This is a genomic window from Klebsiella michiganensis, assembly GCF_002925905.1.
Taxonomy (GTDB): Bacteria; Pseudomonadota; Gammaproteobacteria; order Enterobacterales; family Enterobacteriaceae; genus Klebsiella; species Klebsiella michiganensis.
In genome coordinates, this window is sequence record NZ_PRDB01000022.1 from 12,607 (window position 1) to 28,462 (window position 15,856).

17 protein-coding genes and 1 pseudogene are annotated in these 15,856 nt (G+C 47.0%); 14 read left to right on the forward strand and 4 right to left on the reverse strand.

The features are described from left to right. Positions 1-4: 4 nt before the first annotated feature. Entirely contained in the window at positions 5-1,162 is a 1,158-nt protein-coding gene (locus CDA56_RS27350; protein ID WP_025106357.1) for an iron-containing alcohol dehydrogenase, read from the reverse strand. A 193-nt stretch (positions 1,163-1,355) separates the two neighbouring features. Here CDA56_RS27350 and CDA56_RS27355 point away from each other — a divergent pair, with 193 nt between their 5' ends. Beyond that, positions 1,356-2,249 carry a LysR family transcriptional regulator gene (locus tag CDA56_RS27355; RefSeq protein WP_025106358.1) on the forward strand — a complete coding sequence of 298 codons (894 nt, stop codon included), beginning with the start codon at positions 1,356-1,358 and terminating at the stop codon, positions 2,247-2,249. A 398-nt stretch (positions 2,250-2,647) separates the two neighbouring features. Next, on the forward strand, positions 2,648-3,001 hold the full coding sequence (locus tag CDA56_RS27365; RefSeq protein ID WP_038423437.1) for a nuclear transport factor 2 family protein: 354 nt from the start codon (positions 2,648-2,650) through the stop codon (positions 2,999-3,001). 120 nt (positions 3,002-3,121) lie between these two features. Here CDA56_RS27365 and CDA56_RS31395 read toward each other — a convergent pair. Continuing rightward, a pseudogene (locus CDA56_RS31395) lies at positions 3,122-3,708 on the reverse strand (transposase family protein); the annotation flags it as partial. A 577-nt stretch (positions 3,709-4,285) separates the two neighbouring features. Here CDA56_RS31395 and CDA56_RS30785 point away from each other — a divergent pair. The 12 genes from CDA56_RS30785 (at position 4,286) to CDA56_RS27420 (ending at position 13,046) form a co-directional block, all read left to right on the forward strand. Continuing rightward, positions 4,286-4,510, forward strand: a complete 225-nt coding sequence (locus tag CDA56_RS30785) for a hypothetical protein (protein WP_133163262.1) — start codon at positions 4,286-4,288, stop codon at positions 4,508-4,510. Continuing rightward, a complete protein-coding gene (locus CDA56_RS27375) occupies positions 4,494-5,489 on the forward strand; it encodes a replication initiation factor domain-containing protein (RefSeq protein ID WP_103814412.1) in 996 nt (331 codons plus the stop codon). The genes CDA56_RS30785 and CDA56_RS27375 overlap by 17 nt, the downstream gene beginning before the upstream one ends. Positions 5,490-5,514: 25 nt before the next feature. Then, entirely contained in the window at positions 5,515-5,823 is a 309-nt protein-coding gene (locus tag CDA56_RS27380; RefSeq protein ID WP_038435317.1) for a DNA-binding protein, read from the forward strand. Positions 5,824-5,925: 102 nt separating this feature from the next. Further along, positions 5,926-6,099, forward strand: coding sequence for a hypothetical protein (locus CDA56_RS31010; RefSeq protein ID WP_153255412.1), 174 nt, complete (start codon positions 5,926-5,928; stop codon positions 6,097-6,099). A 354-nt stretch (positions 6,100-6,453) separates the two neighbouring features. After that, a complete protein-coding gene (locus CDA56_RS27385; protein WP_227632924.1) occupies positions 6,454-6,672 on the forward strand; it encodes a hypothetical protein in 219 nt (72 codons plus the stop codon). 123 nt (positions 6,673-6,795) lie between these two features. Next, positions 6,796-8,055, forward strand: coding sequence for a hypothetical protein (locus tag CDA56_RS27390; protein WP_103814416.1), 1,260 nt, complete (start codon positions 6,796-6,798; stop codon positions 8,053-8,055). A gap of 15 nt (positions 8,056-8,070) precedes the next feature. Beyond that, complete coding sequence (locus CDA56_RS27395) at positions 8,071-8,349, forward strand: DUF2523 family protein (RefSeq protein WP_104011463.1); 279 nt, start codon at positions 8,071-8,073, stop codon at positions 8,347-8,349. Between the two features lie 10 nt (positions 8,350-8,359). Further along, on the forward strand, positions 8,360-9,415 hold the full coding sequence (locus tag CDA56_RS27400) for a zonular occludens toxin family protein (RefSeq protein WP_103814418.1): 1,056 nt from the start codon (positions 8,360-8,362) through the stop codon (positions 9,413-9,415). Then, entirely contained in the window at positions 9,412-10,587 is a 1,176-nt protein-coding gene (locus tag CDA56_RS27405) for a type II secretion system protein GspD (RefSeq protein WP_165795111.1), read from the forward strand. The genes CDA56_RS27400 and CDA56_RS27405 overlap by 4 nt, the downstream gene beginning before the upstream one ends. A gap of 202 nt (positions 10,588-10,789) precedes the next feature. Next, positions 10,790-11,020, forward strand: coding sequence for a hypothetical protein (locus CDA56_RS27410; RefSeq protein WP_103814422.1), 231 nt, complete (start codon positions 10,790-10,792; stop codon positions 11,018-11,020). A 104-nt stretch (positions 11,021-11,124) separates the two neighbouring features. Then, the gene (locus CDA56_RS27415; protein ID WP_023279773.1) at positions 11,125-12,093 is read left to right on the forward strand and encodes an IS5 family transposase; all 969 of its coding nucleotides are present in this window, start codon (positions 11,125-11,127) and stop codon (positions 12,091-12,093) included. A gap of 320 nt (positions 12,094-12,413) precedes the next feature. After that, the gene (locus CDA56_RS27420) at positions 12,414-13,046 is read left to right on the forward strand and encodes a DUF6904 family protein (RefSeq protein ID WP_004883463.1); all 633 of its coding nucleotides are present in this window, start codon (positions 12,414-12,416) and stop codon (positions 13,044-13,046) included. 28 nt (positions 13,047-13,074) lie between these two features. Here the strand turns inward: CDA56_RS27420 and CDA56_RS27425 are convergent, their stop codons facing one another. Continuing rightward, positions 13,075-14,478, reverse strand: coding sequence for an ISNCY-like element ISKpn21 family transposase (locus tag CDA56_RS27425; RefSeq protein WP_004883460.1), 1,404 nt, complete (start codon positions 14,476-14,478; stop codon positions 13,075-13,077). 313 nt (positions 14,479-14,791) lie between these two features. After that, on the reverse strand, positions 14,792-15,790 hold the full coding sequence (locus CDA56_RS27430; protein ID WP_014838485.1) for a helix-turn-helix transcriptional regulator: 999 nt from the start codon (positions 15,788-15,790) through the stop codon (positions 14,792-14,794). Between the last annotated feature and the right edge of the window lie 66 nt (positions 15,791-15,856).

Sequence of the window (15,856 nt, forward strand, 5' to 3'; positions counted from 1 at the left end):
GCAATTAAAGTGCCATATTCAGTATTGTTTCCGCCACTTCAGCAGTAATTTTTCCATGTTCACCTAATGCGATATGCCCATGTTCTTTTAACTTGCCGATAACGGCTGAAATATCTTCCGCGCCCAGACCATAATCAGAAAGTCGGGTTTTAACGCCCATCAGTTCAAAAAATTCCACGGTGGCATTGATAGCCTCATCGGCCATTTTTTCGCTATCAGACTCAGGAATATTCCAGACACGCGCACCGTACTGAGCCAGCTTTTCTGCTTTTTCCTTTTTGCACAAGCGCCATAGTGCAGGCATAACGATAGCGAGGGTACGGGCGTGGTCGATTCCGTATAATGCAGTAATTTCCTGGCCAATCATGTGAGAGGCCCAGTCAGTTGGGACACCTGCGCTCAACATTCCATTCAGGGCCATCGTCGCAGCCCACATGATGTTAGCTCTGGCGTCGTAGTTTTGGGGATTTTTAAGGGCTACTGGTCCTTCTTCTTTCAGCGTGCTCAGCAGTCCTTCCGCCAGGCGATCCTGCACCTTAGCGTTAACCGGGTAAGTGATGTATTGCTCAAGAACGTGGACAAAGGCATCAACAACCCCGTTTGCGGTTTGTTGTTCAGGCAGCGTGTAAGTCATTTCCGGTTCGAGCACTGAAAATTTCGGCATAACGTAAGGGGAGGTGAAAAAGAGTTTATCCTGGGTGGTCACCCGATTAATCACCGCCGTGTTATTCATCTCTGAACCCGTGGCCGCCAGGGTCAGCACGCATCCAAAAGGGAGAGCTTGTTTCACCACGCCGCCATAACTCTTGACGATCTCCCATGGATCATTTTCGTAGAGGGCTGCGGCGGCAATAAATTTAGTCCCGTCGATCACTGAACCGCCGCCCACGGCCAGAAGAAAATCAATTTTTTCTGCTCTGACAATCTCAACGGCTTTCATCAGGGTTTCATAATGTGGGTTTGCTTCTACACCGCCAAACTCATAAACCAGGGTGTTTGTCAGGGACTCTTTTACGCGTTTCAATATACCGTGTTTTATAACGCTGCCCCCGCCATAGACAATCATGACCTTTTTACCCTGCGGGACTTCTTGTGCTAACGCAGAAATTTGATCGCGACCAAAAAGAATTTTTACCGGATTATGATAGATAAAATCTTGCATAATGATTACCTCATTTTCAGAATTAAAAGCCGTCACTACAACGAGGACATATTCACGTCGTGGAATATAAAGTACCATTTTGAATTTTATTTATTAATCAACATAAATTTCACTTACTTGTGAAATTTATTTGATAATTAATGACAGGCTGGTACGCTGACGTCTCCAGTAGGGACCGAGGAGGAGGAATCGTGTGGATGAATTAAAGGTTTTTTTAACAGTGGCCAGGCTGAAAAGCTTTACCAAAGCCGCAGCTGAAATAGGTGTGACACCCTCAGCCATCAGCCACACGGTGAAATCTCTTGAGGAAAGGCTTGGGATCCGCCTGCTGGCCAGAACCACCCGCAGTATCTCCACTACGGAAGCAGGTGAAAGGCTCATTAACGAAGTTGGCCCGTTAATGGAACAGGTTGATGATGCTATTAGTCGGTTGAGTGAGCTTAGGGAAAAACCCACTGGCGTCATACGCCTCACGGCGGCAGATGATGTTATCCAGTATTTGATCCGTCCTGTATTACCGGACTTTCTGAGTCGCTACCCAGATATTCAGATTGAAATCGGCATTGACTATGGATTTACAGATATTGTTGATCAGCGTTTTGATGCCGGGATTCGTCCGGGCGATGTTCTGAATAATGATATGATTGCCGCAAAAATAAGCCAGAACTGGCGCCAGCTTGTTGTTGCTGCACCAGATTATTTTAAGCGTTATGCTAAGCCCAGGAAGCCGCAGGATCTTTTGAACCACAACTGCATTAACGTCCGCTATTCTGATACGAGTGGATTGTACGCCTGGGAATTCGAGAAAGATGCTCAGAAATTCAGTCTGAAAGTCAAAGGGCAATATATTGCGAACAGCACGATTCATCAGCTCGATGCAGCATTAGACGGGCTGGGGATTGCCTATATTCCCGAGTATGTTGCAGATGGATATATCAAAAGCGGCAAGCTGATTGCTGTTCTGACCGAGTGGTGTCCATATTTTGACGGCTACCATATTTATTATCCTCACCGCCGACAGGATTCTCCTGCGTTTATGGCTTTTCTGCAAGTTTTGCGTGACAGGTACAATAATGGAATAAGATAAATTTATGAGTAAAGGATTATGTCCACGATAAGCACCTGGGTCGATTCCTGGGAGGCGGCCATGAGGGTAGGGAAGCGCCGTCCCGTCAAGTCAGCGTAATGCTCTGCCAGTGTTACAACCAATTAACCAATTCTGATTAGAAAAACTCATCGAGCATCAGAGATTTTGAGACACAACGTGGTTCCCGCCATGTGAAAATCCGGCCAGACCAACATCATTCTGGCGCTCCGAAAGAAGGGATATTCGCCGCCGTGACCAGCCTGAAGCGGGTCGCATAATCTTTGGCCGCTTCGTAGTCGAGGAACATGGCATCGAGCGTGCCAATAAATTTTGAGCTTGATAGGATTTTGATGTTATGCTATGGAAAAGGATTATTTACAGGTCTGGAGGTAATTTATATGACGCCAAAAGAAATACTTTGCCAATGGGTTGACGCATTTAATAATGCAGATGTAGAAACTATTTCAGAATTATATGATGATAATGCAATAAACCATCAGGTAGCCAATGAGCCAGTTATTGGGAAAGAGGCTATAAAGAAAATGTTTGAACAAGATTTTTCTTTTCCAGAAATGGTTTGTATAGTTGAAAACATTTTCGAAGATGGACAATGGGCAATTTTAGAGTGGCGTGCCCCATTAGGTTTGAGGGGTTGCGGTTTTTTTCAAATAGTAAATAATAAAATTATATTTCAAAGAGGCTATTGGGATAAGCTATCTTTCTTAAAACAGCACAATTTACCTATTGAATAAAATTCATATATACCTTATATGAATAGCTTGCAAATTTCTTAAAGTGTGCATTAAGGGAAGCATAATAACTTCCCTTAACCAATCTGTGGATTCTTTACACCATCGTATAATGTGATCCTGCTTTTCCAGGTAGCCCCGGGTGGCCTCAAAATAGGTGAATGTCGATTCCGGTTTTACAAATCGAAGCTGCATCAGGTGGCTCGTCGCGTCGTCGACGTAGATCAGTGCGGTACAGGCGGGTGCACGGTTCTCGAACCAGCGATGGTTGCTTGCAGCCATCAATCTGCATCAGTTCGCCGCAGCAGGCCCGGCGATAGCGTGGCTGCTGAATCTTTGGTGCTCGTTGTTTGCGGGGGATCCAGAGACCGGCTTTGACCATGAGTGAACGGACAGTCTCTTTGGACAGGTGAACATCGTGCAGTTCTGCGAGTTTCACATATGCAAGCGTCGGCCCAAAGTCGGTATAGCGATCTCGGATTATATTGAGCGCGTACTGTGCAAAACCATCAGGCAGCTGGTTATTGCTCAGGGTTCCTCAACGGCGGTTAGCCATACAAAGCGGGCCAGATTCACGGTAACGCGACAGAAGACGCCGGCACTGACGAGCGGAGATACCGTGGCGCTGCGCGGGCATCTGCGTTGTCAGGTGCCGGTCGACAACATGGGTTAACTTCATCCAAAGTAAAAAACTGCGCTGAATGGGCCAGAGCAGAATCCCGGGATGGTTAACTGAGTTCTGATCAAAACCGCATAATCTTGCTGCCTCTACCTTAGTGCGCATAATGTGATCAGGGATTATGTAAAAAACACGCCTGCTAAAATACGGCCGCAGGCGTGTCTTTTGCATAATCCCCATTATGCGCAACTGCATTATCCTGAGAATATTTTTCCTCGGTCAATTTTTTTCGAGGACAGATCGTGGTAGAAAAAATATATAGCACGAATTGCCAACCCTGAAAAAAACACTTTTACATTATTATCAATTTAGCAAAAAGTGCTTTTCTTCCCACTACAGCACATCATTTTTTATTTTTTACCCTCAATTCTGTGGTCATTTATTCATTATTTCCCCACTACAGCACATGTACTTCCCACTACAGCACATCAAAAGCCTATCTGGTTCATAATATTTGACTCTGCCGCCAATGTGGATATATATAACTTATTGAATTAAATCGATTTTAAATTTTTTGTGTTTGTCAATATATTGGCTTGTTTTTTATTTATTGAATTGGTTGTTACTTTTTGATCTACTCCAATTATTGATTTTTGGGGAGTGTTCAGATGTACGCATATGACGCTGACGACCCCCGTTTGAGTGATACGGGGGTAATACCAGACGATGACGGTGCCGCATTTTCTGCCGAGGTAGAACTGGTCATTGAGGGTTTTGATAGTTCTGGATTTCATCTGCGCATCGGTGACTCCTATTATTGTGCAAAAAATTTAGATGATCTGATCGCTGTTTGTATCGATTTTTTTGGTGGTGGTAATGACTATTCTCGTTGATACGATTTCATTCACGTTCCAATTTTCTGCTCTGCGGGATTTGGCCGATTATTATTATCCTCGGCCTGTCGGATTCGGTCCGTGGCCGGTTCTGCCAGAATCTGGTGATAAGGCTCAGTTTCAGGATCTGTGTTGCGCTGCTCTGGAGGACCGTGCTCGGTTTCTGTTCAGCGATTTTTTCGGGATGGCGTTATCGCCTGCTACTGGTAGGGGGCGGCTAGGGTATTACGATCACTGTCGTATCACTGACCTCTCCGGGGCTGTGGAATTCGGGTATCTGGCGTTTGGTGGCAATCGGGACACGGTGCACTGTTATCTGAATGGGCACGCATGCAAAGAATTTTTTGAGAGAAAACAACCAGTTGAGTTGCATCATTTTTTGACTGAGATTCTGGGTGTCTCTCGACTGAACCGGCTCGATCTAGCCTACGACGATTATTCTGGTGTAACCGGTTTTGACTCGGTTATTGCGGCGTATGATGGTGACGCGTTTTACTGCGGGAAAGGCCCCAGACCGAAAATGACTACAATTCAATCGAGAACAGGAAAAATTCTCGGTGGAACAACGATTTACATCGGCTCGCGCCAGTCTCAGGTTTATTGGCGATCCTACGATAAAAACGCCGAGCAAGGGATAGTTAACCCCGTAACGCCGTGGTGGCGACACGAGGCAGAGCTAAAAAAAATTTCCGTCGATTTATTATTAGATATTTCAGCAGCTTATGCTGGATGCAACGATTATGCTCGCACACTGGCTGATTCTGAACCCATTCGTGTTCGCACGAAAATCGAAAAAGCGGAGGCTTCTCTGGATTCTCAGATTCGTTGGGGTCGCCGCCTGATTGGTCGAACTCTGCGTTCGCTAATTGATCTATTCGATGCTCCAACCGCTCTGGCGTTGTTAACTGCCGGGGAGCGCGGCCGACTGTACCTGACGCCCGGCGATATCTCGGTTTATCGAACGGCATTGCAAATTTGATTAACTAAATGAGGTAAGAAAAAAAATGTCTATTTTAATTCGTGGAAAATTTCTCGGTGCTCGCACTCGTGAATTCACTAATTCACAGGGTAATTATTCGTTTTATGAGATCGGAATCGAAAATTCCCGTCCTGATGGCTGGGGCGGCTCGCAATCTGTTCAGACCGCTATCCGAGTCCCTAAAAAATTGATTGACTCTGGAATTCTCAATCGAGTTTCCTCATTGCAGGGGAAAAATGTCGAGATTCCTGTTTGGGTCGATGCATATGTCGGGAAAAACGGCGCGGCGATAAATTTTTTTCTTGAAAGCGATCAAATCACAGAAATTAAATAGGACTATGATCATGGATCCAGCAATATCATTTCTGTGCAAAGTGTTTCTAGCTGTGTTTGCTGTGGCTGCGGTGATAAAATATTATCTGTTGCCGGTGATTTCATGAAAATTATTTTTGATGAGATGGATCTGCGTTCATTAGAGGTGATAGAAATTGCTCGGCAATTACTGTCATTTTTTGATCGTTGTGACAACTGTGATTGTGAGGGTTGCCCTGAATGTAATTTTTTGGGCGTTGTTCAGGTTAGAAATGCCGATGGCACGGAGTTTGGTTGAGTGAGAATCAATAATATTATTGCGTTGAATGCGCTGATGTGCCTGGCAATTACACTGTATATGATTTATAGGGCTCCTATTGAATTTTCTGATCTGCCGTTATTTTTGCTATTAATGTTCTGTGCAGCTCTCATTACTGGGGTTAATCTATTCCTGTCTGGTTATAACCCACTCACTCTAAATCGCAGAGCTAAAAAATGATTGATTACTCTGAATTTTTGCCATTTTATTTTTTTGCGCTGTCCAGCGTTCTGGGTTTGTGGCTGGCGGCGCATTCAATCGGCGTGATTCTGCGCCTCGCGCGATTCGGCTAAAAAACCGAATTATATTTTTAATATCTATGGAGTTATACAAATGAGAAAACTTTTTTCACTGTCCGTTCTGTCTACCGCCATTCTGGCCCCGGCCGCGAGTTTTGCCGCCGAGGGGGATCTCGATCTCTCCACCCTGACCGATTCATTCTCTGTCGGGCCAGTGATTACGGGAGTGCTGGCTATTGCAGCGGTGCTGCTCGGCCTATACGCCGCCATGCGCGGTGCCAAAATCATTCTGGCGCTGGTTCGTGGCGGCTAAAAATAAAAAATAGTTCAGGAGGGGGTATCCCCTCCTTATTGAGGTCATTATGGGCTGGGAAATGATTTTTTTTATCTGGGGTCTGGTTTCGGCGTGGGCGATAATCGTTGGACTGAGAGGATTATGAAAAAAATTGTTTTGGGTTTGGCTGTTTTTTTTATATTCCTGCCAACAATTAGTTATGCATTTTTGCCATTGCTAATCGCAGGCGCCGATTTTGCCGGTGCTGCTGCTTTACGTACTGCAATTTCTCGGGGCGCGGCCCAGCTCGCAGTTAGTGCTGCTGAGAGGCAGGTTTTGGAGAATGCAACAAAAACCGCATTAAATCAGTCAGTTAAGCGGCTGGTTGCAATGTCGCCAAACCCCACACGATTCCAATTGGCTACCGGTGCAATAACCTGGGCAGGCCTTGGTTCTGCTCTGCTCGATCTGGGCGATGAAATTTTTGGTGTTGACCAGAGTGCGGGGGTTTCCTCCGGGGATTCTGCTGATAATGGCCGAAAATTTTATGTTGGTGCCGGCTCAGGCGGAACAAAGCCTTATTTTTCAGGCGATTACCCAGAAAGTCTGATTTATTCAGCGTATCGTTATCAGTCCTCTAACGGCCTTCTGCCCTGTAACAGCGCCAGTGGCTGCTCATATTCGGCCAGTTTTTCTATTCTTAGTTCTAGCACTGGCTCCAGTGGTTCTACCAGTTATCAGATTCAGTACCAAAATTCTTATTTGACGAGTTCAGGTTCTACAGCGACGGTTAATAGAACGGCTAACTATACCGTCCTGTCTAACGCCAATTTTGATTCGTCTATCACGCCGCAATCAGCTGATATTTCGGCTGAACAGGAGGAGACGGCCAAAAACACCCCGCTGAATCCTCAACGGCTGGCCGATGTGGCCAATGCGCTGTTGCTGGATGCCGCCAGCCAGTCAGATTACGCGGGGATTCCGGTGTCCAGTGCTAATCCGCTCGTAACAGCGAATGATTTCTCTGAGGCATTGAGTGCTGTCGGGCGAACACAGCCCACTAACGCCGAGTGGACTACGCCATGGGAGGATCTGGAAACGACCACTGACACCGGCACAGATACAGGGGGAGGGACTGATTCGGGGTCAGGTAGTGAGACGGCTACTGAACCAACGCTCGATAGTCCTCCTGACGGAAAAACTATTTTGTCGCCTCTGCTAAATATATTCCCAGCCGATTGGGGTAATTTTTCGGTTGGTTCACGTGATGCAGTCTGTCCTGTCGGTGAGTTCGAAATATGGGATAAAAATTTCGTTATCGGTTCTCATTGTGGGTTGATTGAACAGAATCGCGAACTGATAAAAATAATTTTTCTGATTGTCTGGGCCTTTTCGGCATTTCGTCGGGTGATGTCCGCATGATGGGGGTTGATTGATATGTTGGCTGCAATCTATGCTGCGCTGGGTTTTTTGCTCCGTTCCGTGGTTATAAAATTTGTTTTTTTGTTTGGGCTTTTTTATATCGTTCAGGAATTCACACCTGTATTGATCGATTTAATTGATGTCAGTCCGTTACCTGTGGCAGAGTTGTTCGCGCAATTACCTGATTCCGTCTGGTTTTGGCTCAATTTGTTTCAGGTTCCTGCGGGTATTTCGATGATGGTGTCTGCAATTATTGCACGTTTTATAATTCGTCCAATTCCGGTTATTGGATAGCGGGGCGGTTATGGCAATTTCTGCATATGTCGGCGTTCCGGGGAGTGGTAAAAGTTTTGAGGTTGTCCGCAGTGTAATAATTCCCGCCGTTGCTCAGGGGCGTAGGGTTGTATCCAATATATATGGCCTGAATGCTGAAAAGATTTATGATTATGTTCGTGATAATTATAAAAACGCTGATATTGGCGAGGTTTTGCTTGTTACAAATGAGCAGGTTCAGGACGAAAATTTTTTCCCCTATAAAAATTCAGATTCAGACGGGGTGAAAACCTATTGCCAGCCGGGGGATTTGATTTGTGTCGATGAGGCATGGCGTATCTGGGCCTCGGACTCTAAAATGCCTAAAAACCATAGATCATTTTTGGCAGAACATCGCCATTTTGTTCACCCTGAAACTGGTGTGACCTGCGATTTAGTTGTTGCGAATCAGTCAATTACTAATCTCCCTCGGTTTATTCGAGACAGAATAGAAACAACATTCAAAATGACTAAATTGAAAATGCTGGGCCTTAACTCCAGTTATCGCGTTGAAATTTATTCAGGTGCAAAACTGATTAAATCTGAGTTAACCAGCAAACGTAATTACAATTTTGATAAAAAAATATTTCCACTTTATCAGTCCTATGATGGTAACGGTCAGGAAAAAACAGTTGATAAGAGGCAGAGTATTTTTTCCTCCGGCCTGCTCTGGTTAGGCATTATTTTTTTTACGGTTGTTGGTATCTCGGGAGTTTGGTTTTTATGGGTTTTTTTTCATGGTGATGGGTTGGGGAAAAATGTTAATGACAAAACGGATTCAGCAGCGTTGACAGTTGATAGTGCTGTTCAGGCTAGAACTAATTCGAATTCTGTTCAGGTATCTGTATCGCGGCCAGCGGTTTCCAGGCAATGGCGTGTTATCGGTGTTATCAGGGATAAGACGGGGCGTTTTGTTGTTTTGTCTGGTGCGGATGGACGTCAGCGGGTCGAACCAGCGGCGGGTTTTACTATTAACGGTTCTGTAATCAGTGGCATTTTAGATGGCGAGGTTGTTACGACATGGTCAGGTTCAGGGGTGCAAAAATGAAAAAAACTATTATCCTTTCGTCAATGCTGCTGTTCCCCTTTTTTGCTGATGCTGCGGGTTCAGGGGTAGATTTCGAACTCAAATCGACACCAGTGCCTGATGCTCTGAGCGTTTTTTATACGCAAATTCTGAAAAAGCCTTTTCGTTTGTCTCCCGATGTCGTGGCAATGACTAACAAAAATATTTCTTTTCACCTGATGCCAGAGCAGGATGCTAGAAAATTTTTTATTGATTACATGGCTGATATCGGCGTTCGATCTAAAACAAAAAATGGTGTCGATTTCTACTATGTTCCCTCTCAATCAGCAGAAAAAACAGTTTTGCCGAAATTCAGTTACACCTATAAACCGCTGTACCGGTCTGTCGATTATCTGGCATCACAGATGCAATCATTAGCCAGTGACGGTGGTCAGTTCTCTGGAGGTGGTGAGAAAACGGCTGCTGACATGTTGGTTTTTTACGGTACAAAATCTGAGATTAGACGTGTTTCTGAGGCGCTGCCATTGGTAGATATTCCGGCTGATGAGGTTCTGGTGTCCGGTTATGTTTATGAGGTCCAGAGTACGTCGAAAACGGGTTCAGGTCTGCAACTGGCTGTTAATTTATTGAATTCAAAACTAAATTTACAGATTGGTGGCAGTTCAGCGAGAGGGTATGACAATTTTCTGAAAATAGGCACCGGCTCTCTGAGTGCATTGGTTGAACTGTTTAACACGGATTCGAGATTTACGACGGTTTCGGCACCGACATTGCGGGCGCGTTCTGGTTCTCAGGCTGAATTTTCGGTTGGTAGTTCAACTCCTACGCTGGGAACTGTTAGTTATCAGGGGCAATCGGCTGTACAGTCTGTGAACTATAAAGACTCTGGGATTATTTTTAAAATTTTGCCGGAGGTTCGTTTTAGTGTGATTGACCTGAATCTGTCTCAGGAATTATCCAATTTTACCACTACTGATAATGGCGTTAACGAGTCACCAACACTGATTAAACGGGCAATTTCTACTGACATTTCACTGAGAGATGGGGATATTATTCTGATTGGTGGTCTGGCCGATAACAAAAATACTGATACTAAGACGGGGTTTTCGTTGTTTCCGTTTTTGACCAGCAAGGGTAGCGATTCAACAAAAACGGATATTGTTATTGTTTTACAGGTGCGAAAAATCCGGTGACGCGCTCACCGCAGCGCGGGCGAGGAGGGCGCGTCACCGGATTTGGAGAACCGTATAATAATTTACGTTTCTGTTTATTGCCTGTATGGCTCAACCAGAACATTATAGATAAAACGCCGGTCAGTGCCAGAATTCATTCTGGTGCTGTCCGGGGTTGGCCGAGCGTAGCGCTGGCAAAACATTTTTATGAGGGGACTAGGCTGTGCAGCAGTTTTCAAAAGTCGAGGTTTTTTCTCTGTCCGCCAAAATCTGCGATCGTTGCGGGCGTCGGGCTGAACTGGCGACCTCTGAATTTCAGGAGTTTCTGTCTGTAGACCGCGTTGCAGGTTATGGATCGGTTTTTGGTGACGGAGAGTGTCTGAGGCTGGATTTGTGTCAGCATTGCACAAAAACACTTTTGGGAGCGTGGATTCAATCAGGCAAAATTGCCTGATTGGGTGAACGACCCTGAGTTAGACGGGCTCAGGAAAACGAATTCATTTTGCGGTAGTTTGCCGCAATCAGGGGCTTTGTTGAATAAATCGAACTTTTGCTGAGTTGAAGGATCAGATCACGCATCTTCCCGACAACGCAGACCGTTCCGTGGCAAAGCAAAAGTTCAAAATCACCAACTGGCCCACCTACAATAAAGCCCTCATCAACCGTGGCTCCATAACTTTCTGGCTGGATGATGAAGCTATTCAGGCCTGGTATGAGTCGGCAACGCCTTCATCACGGGGAAGACCTCAGCGCTATTCTGATCTCGCCATCACCACCGTTCTGGTCATTAAACGCGTGTTCAGGTTGACCCTGCGGGCTGCACAGGGTTTTATTGATTCCATTTTTACACTGATGAATGTTCCGTTGCGCTGCCCGGATTACACCAGTGTCAGCAAGCGCGCAAAGTCGGTTAATGTCAGTTTCAAAACGTTCACCCGGGGTGAAATCGCGCATCTGGTGATTGATTCCACCGGGCTGAAGGTCTTTGGTGAAGGCGAATGGAAAGTCAAAAAACACGGCAAAGAACGCCGTCGTATATGGCGAAAGTTGCATCTGGCAGTTGACAGCAACACACATGAAATCATCTGTGCAGACCTGTCGCTGAACAATGTGACGGACTCAGAAGCCTTCCCGGGTCTTATCCGGCAGACTCACAGAAAAATCAGGGCAGCATCGGCAGACGGCGCTTACGACACCCGGCTCTGTCATGATGAACTGCGGCGTAAGAAAATCAGCGCGCTTATCCCACCCCGAAAAGGCGCGGGTTACTGGCCCGGTGAATATGCAGACCGTAACCGTGCAGTGGCTAATCAGCGAATGACCGGGAGTAATGCGCGGTGGAAATGGACAACAGATTACAACCGTCGCTCGATAGCGGAAACGGCGATGTACCGGGTAAAACAGCTGTTCGGGGGTTCACTGACGCTGCGTGACTACGATGGTCAGGTTGCGGAGGCTATGGCCCTGGTACGAGCGCTGAACAAAATGACGAAAGCAGGTATGCCTGAAAGCGTGCGTATTGCCTGAAAACACAACCCGCTACGGGGGAGACTTACCCGAAATCTGATTTATTCAACAAAGCCGCAATCAGGTTATGAGCCGTCGCGCTACCGCAAAAATTCTACGTCCCATGTCATCGCAGTTCGGAACCGCTCAGCATAAATCGTTCACAAATCCATTATAGTGTGGCGTTGCAAGGAGAAAAAGTGTTTTGCTGTGTCTGTCGACTTTTGTCAAAGCTCAATTGAAATGTCCTTTATCCGGCTCAATTAAAATGTCCACTTTGATCTCAGATTCTCTTTGCTGATAGACTTTCCTTCGACTGAAACAACAGGATGATTGATCTCATGCTTCGATACGAGTTAACGCCGAACAATGCAGGTTTTATACTGTGGGGAGATTCAGAAGCCCTGAATGAATTGCACGAACTCGTTCATTACATCGTGGATGAAAGCCCACTGATTAAAGTTAAAGACGGATTTATGTTATCCCTTGCCTATGATATTCGTAAAGCGCGGGAAGGTAATCGTCGTGTTGAGCAACATCAGTATGATCAACATGATACATATAAGCTTTATGGTGTTGAGATTTTATGGCCTCTGGTCCTGGTTCAGTCCTCAATACTCAGAAACTCAATGGGTTATATTCAGACAGACAAAAACCAGCTGTCTGTCATGTATGCCTTTGAATACCTGATAGAATCAGCATTAACAGAGTCTGACCGAACAACGTCGAATGATATTATGCAAACAGCAAAATATGCATCAGACTCTGATTTTAATTTCATTGAGGATAATATTGACAGCAGGTGCTGCTATTTTATCAGCTTATCTCCGGAGCAAAGAAAAAAGCAGTTAATCAGTATTGTTCGCTCTTTTGATTCATTATGGGGTAAGTATGCCCGTGAAAAGCAGGACATAAAGATGCTGAACGAAATGAATAATACATCATGGGTCTGGCCGGACAATATCAACTGGTGAGCAACAACCGTCCGGTCAGTGAGTACCATCAGCGGGCTCTTTTACCAAAAATATCCTCTGAACGTGACTGAAGCTGTTTGAGTGCTTCGAGCATGTCATCATTATCCAGTGAGCGCTGGGATTTCTTCCCTTCCTGCTTTGGCCGTCGTCGGGAAGGGCCATCACCAGCGGGAATTGACTGAGAGCGCGTGTTATCCCGCTTGCTCTGCACCAGACTGATAAACTCCAGGGTTCGGCCAAGACGCTTGTTATCGACAATCGCGCCCTGGTCGATTTCTGACAGTCGGTCGTAAGTAGAGTAGGGAAGTAACGTACCGTTCAGGCGCAGCTCTTTTCTGCCATCAGGATAGTGATACACATCGATATATTTACCTATTGCACGGCGACTCAGCTCGCTGTCTTCAATCAGGTACAACATTTTATCATATTGTATCGTCAACGATTTTGAGACTTTACGTTTTTCACGAACAGTGAAAATAAGCTCCAAGTCTTCATCATGTTCTACAGCACGGTGTACGTCAAAATCATGTCGCGGTACTTTGCCAAAACGGCGGTTATAGTCAGCCATATAGGCCTCAGCGAAGTCATTTGCAGCCTCCATTGAGCAAATGCCCTGTAACCGCAGTTCTTTTACCAGACGATCCTGTAAAGTCAGGTGAGCACGTTCTACACGCCCTTTGGCGGGGCTGGTTTCTGCACAGATAGTCTGGATGTTCAGTTCATGCATGGCTCGCCCAAACTGAGTATGTCCGTCTCCGCCTGTGGCGTGTTTATTGTTAACACGAAAAACACCAGCTTTATCGCTGTACAGTGCCAGCGGTTTACCATGCTTATCAATATAGCGCCGCGTGGCTTCAAAGTAAGAAAACGTGGACTCCGATTTAACAAACAACAGTTCCATCAGTTTGCTGGTTGCATCATCAACGTAGACCAGCGCTGTGCAGGCCGGGCCACGGCCTTCAAACCAGTCATGATCACAGCCGTCAATCTGTATCAGTTCACCAGTGCAAGGACGCCGGTACCGTGGTTGAGGGATCCTTGCGGCGCGTTGTTTACGGGGGATCCATAAACCAGCCCGGACCATGATGCGCCGGACTGTTTCTTTGCCAAGAAACAGTCCGTGGAGCTCTTCGAGCTTTTCACGCGCGAGAGTTGGACCGAAATCAGCATAACGCGTCTTGATCAGTTCCAGAGCCTCGTCTGCGAGCCCGGGAGGCAACTGACGGTTACCACGCATGCCACATCGTCTGCTGGCCATACCAAGCGGACCGCCTTCACGGTAACGAGCAAGAAGACGGCGGCATTGTCTGTCGCTGATACCAAGGTGCTCGGCCGCACGACGCGTTGTGATGCGACGTTCGATGACGTCCTGTATAATCTTAACCCGGTTGATCTCTTTCAAAGTAAACACTCCTGAGCTTTCTGCGCTCATGATATGCCTCCCGGTAGTTTAAACGGACCAGTGAAGCTTACCATAACGCGGACATCTGAATTGAGCCACAGGCGGACATTACTATTGAGCCCCTACAACTTTGGTGCGCATAATGTATATTATGTTAAATGCCATTAAAGAAGCCGAGTCTGCCGCAATGCGCCCCCATACCCTTACCTTACCCCGCGCTAAGCCGGGATATTCAAATCATTTCCAGTCGCTAAAGAACTAACGCCATCGTGTCATCCACCTGCCGCCGCAAAGCCTGGGAGCGCCTTCCGTCACGCGCAGCTCTCACTCATATCGCGCAGACTCAGGAGTCTGACCCGGTGTGCCTGTTCGATGGCGTCGCTCCCTGCTGCTCTTTGGGCAATAATGAGCGAGGCGAGATTCCAAAGGCTTTGCGGAAGGCGTGGCTGAAATGAGAGAAATCAGAGAAGCCGAAATCCAGCGCCGCCTGGGACACGCTACTGACTCGTCCGCGTTCGAGGGCCTCTCGGCTCGCTCGCAGCCTCTCCTGCCAAATCACGGCCATCGGCGTTTTTTTGTGGCGGGCGAAAGCACGCGTGACGGTGCGAATGGAAACATGGTGCGCCCGAGCCAGGCTCTCAATGTTCAAATCTGGATCGACAAGCTGCCGCCGAATGTAAATCATCATCCTGGCGTACAGATCGCGCTCAGCACTCACGTTATCCAGATCCTGCAATTCCAGACTCAGCACCAGCAGATCCAGCATCGTCTGGGAGAAACGGCCAGAAATATCTGGGTTGTCCAGACACGCGGGCATCGCTGTCGCCTGACGCAGCATTTCACGCAGTGGAATCACGCCGGGCCGACTGTCATCCAGTACCATAGCGGTGAGCGTTTCAATCCTCGGCAAACGACAACTCAGCAGATGCCGCGGGATCCGCACCAGGTGATTATCGCCCCCACCCAGGCTGAAACTGAACGTCTGCGCGGCGTCGTATAACACCAGGCTATCCGCCGCCAGCGCCGCCTTGCGCCCTCCCTGTTCAAGCTGGCCGTACCCGCCTTGCATATAGCCCAGCCACAGATCGTCGTCTGGCCCCTGCCTCAGATAACGTGCGGTGCGTTCCCAGCGGTGCAACGGCGCGGACAACGAACAGATATCCACCATCCCCACCCCGCGTACCGCAAGCCGGGCGTCAAAGTCGACCCCAGCCATGGGCACGCTGGCGGCCGGAATGCAGTGACGCAACACCACGTCGTTCCAATACTCGAAGCGGCGCGACTCGGCAACGCCAATGGTCGAATAGTGGGAGCAGACCGCAGACGGCATGATGCTATTCATAATTGCTCACCTCGCACCTTAATTCCCGCATCAATAACAGACACGGGTTCACAGACAGCAACTATC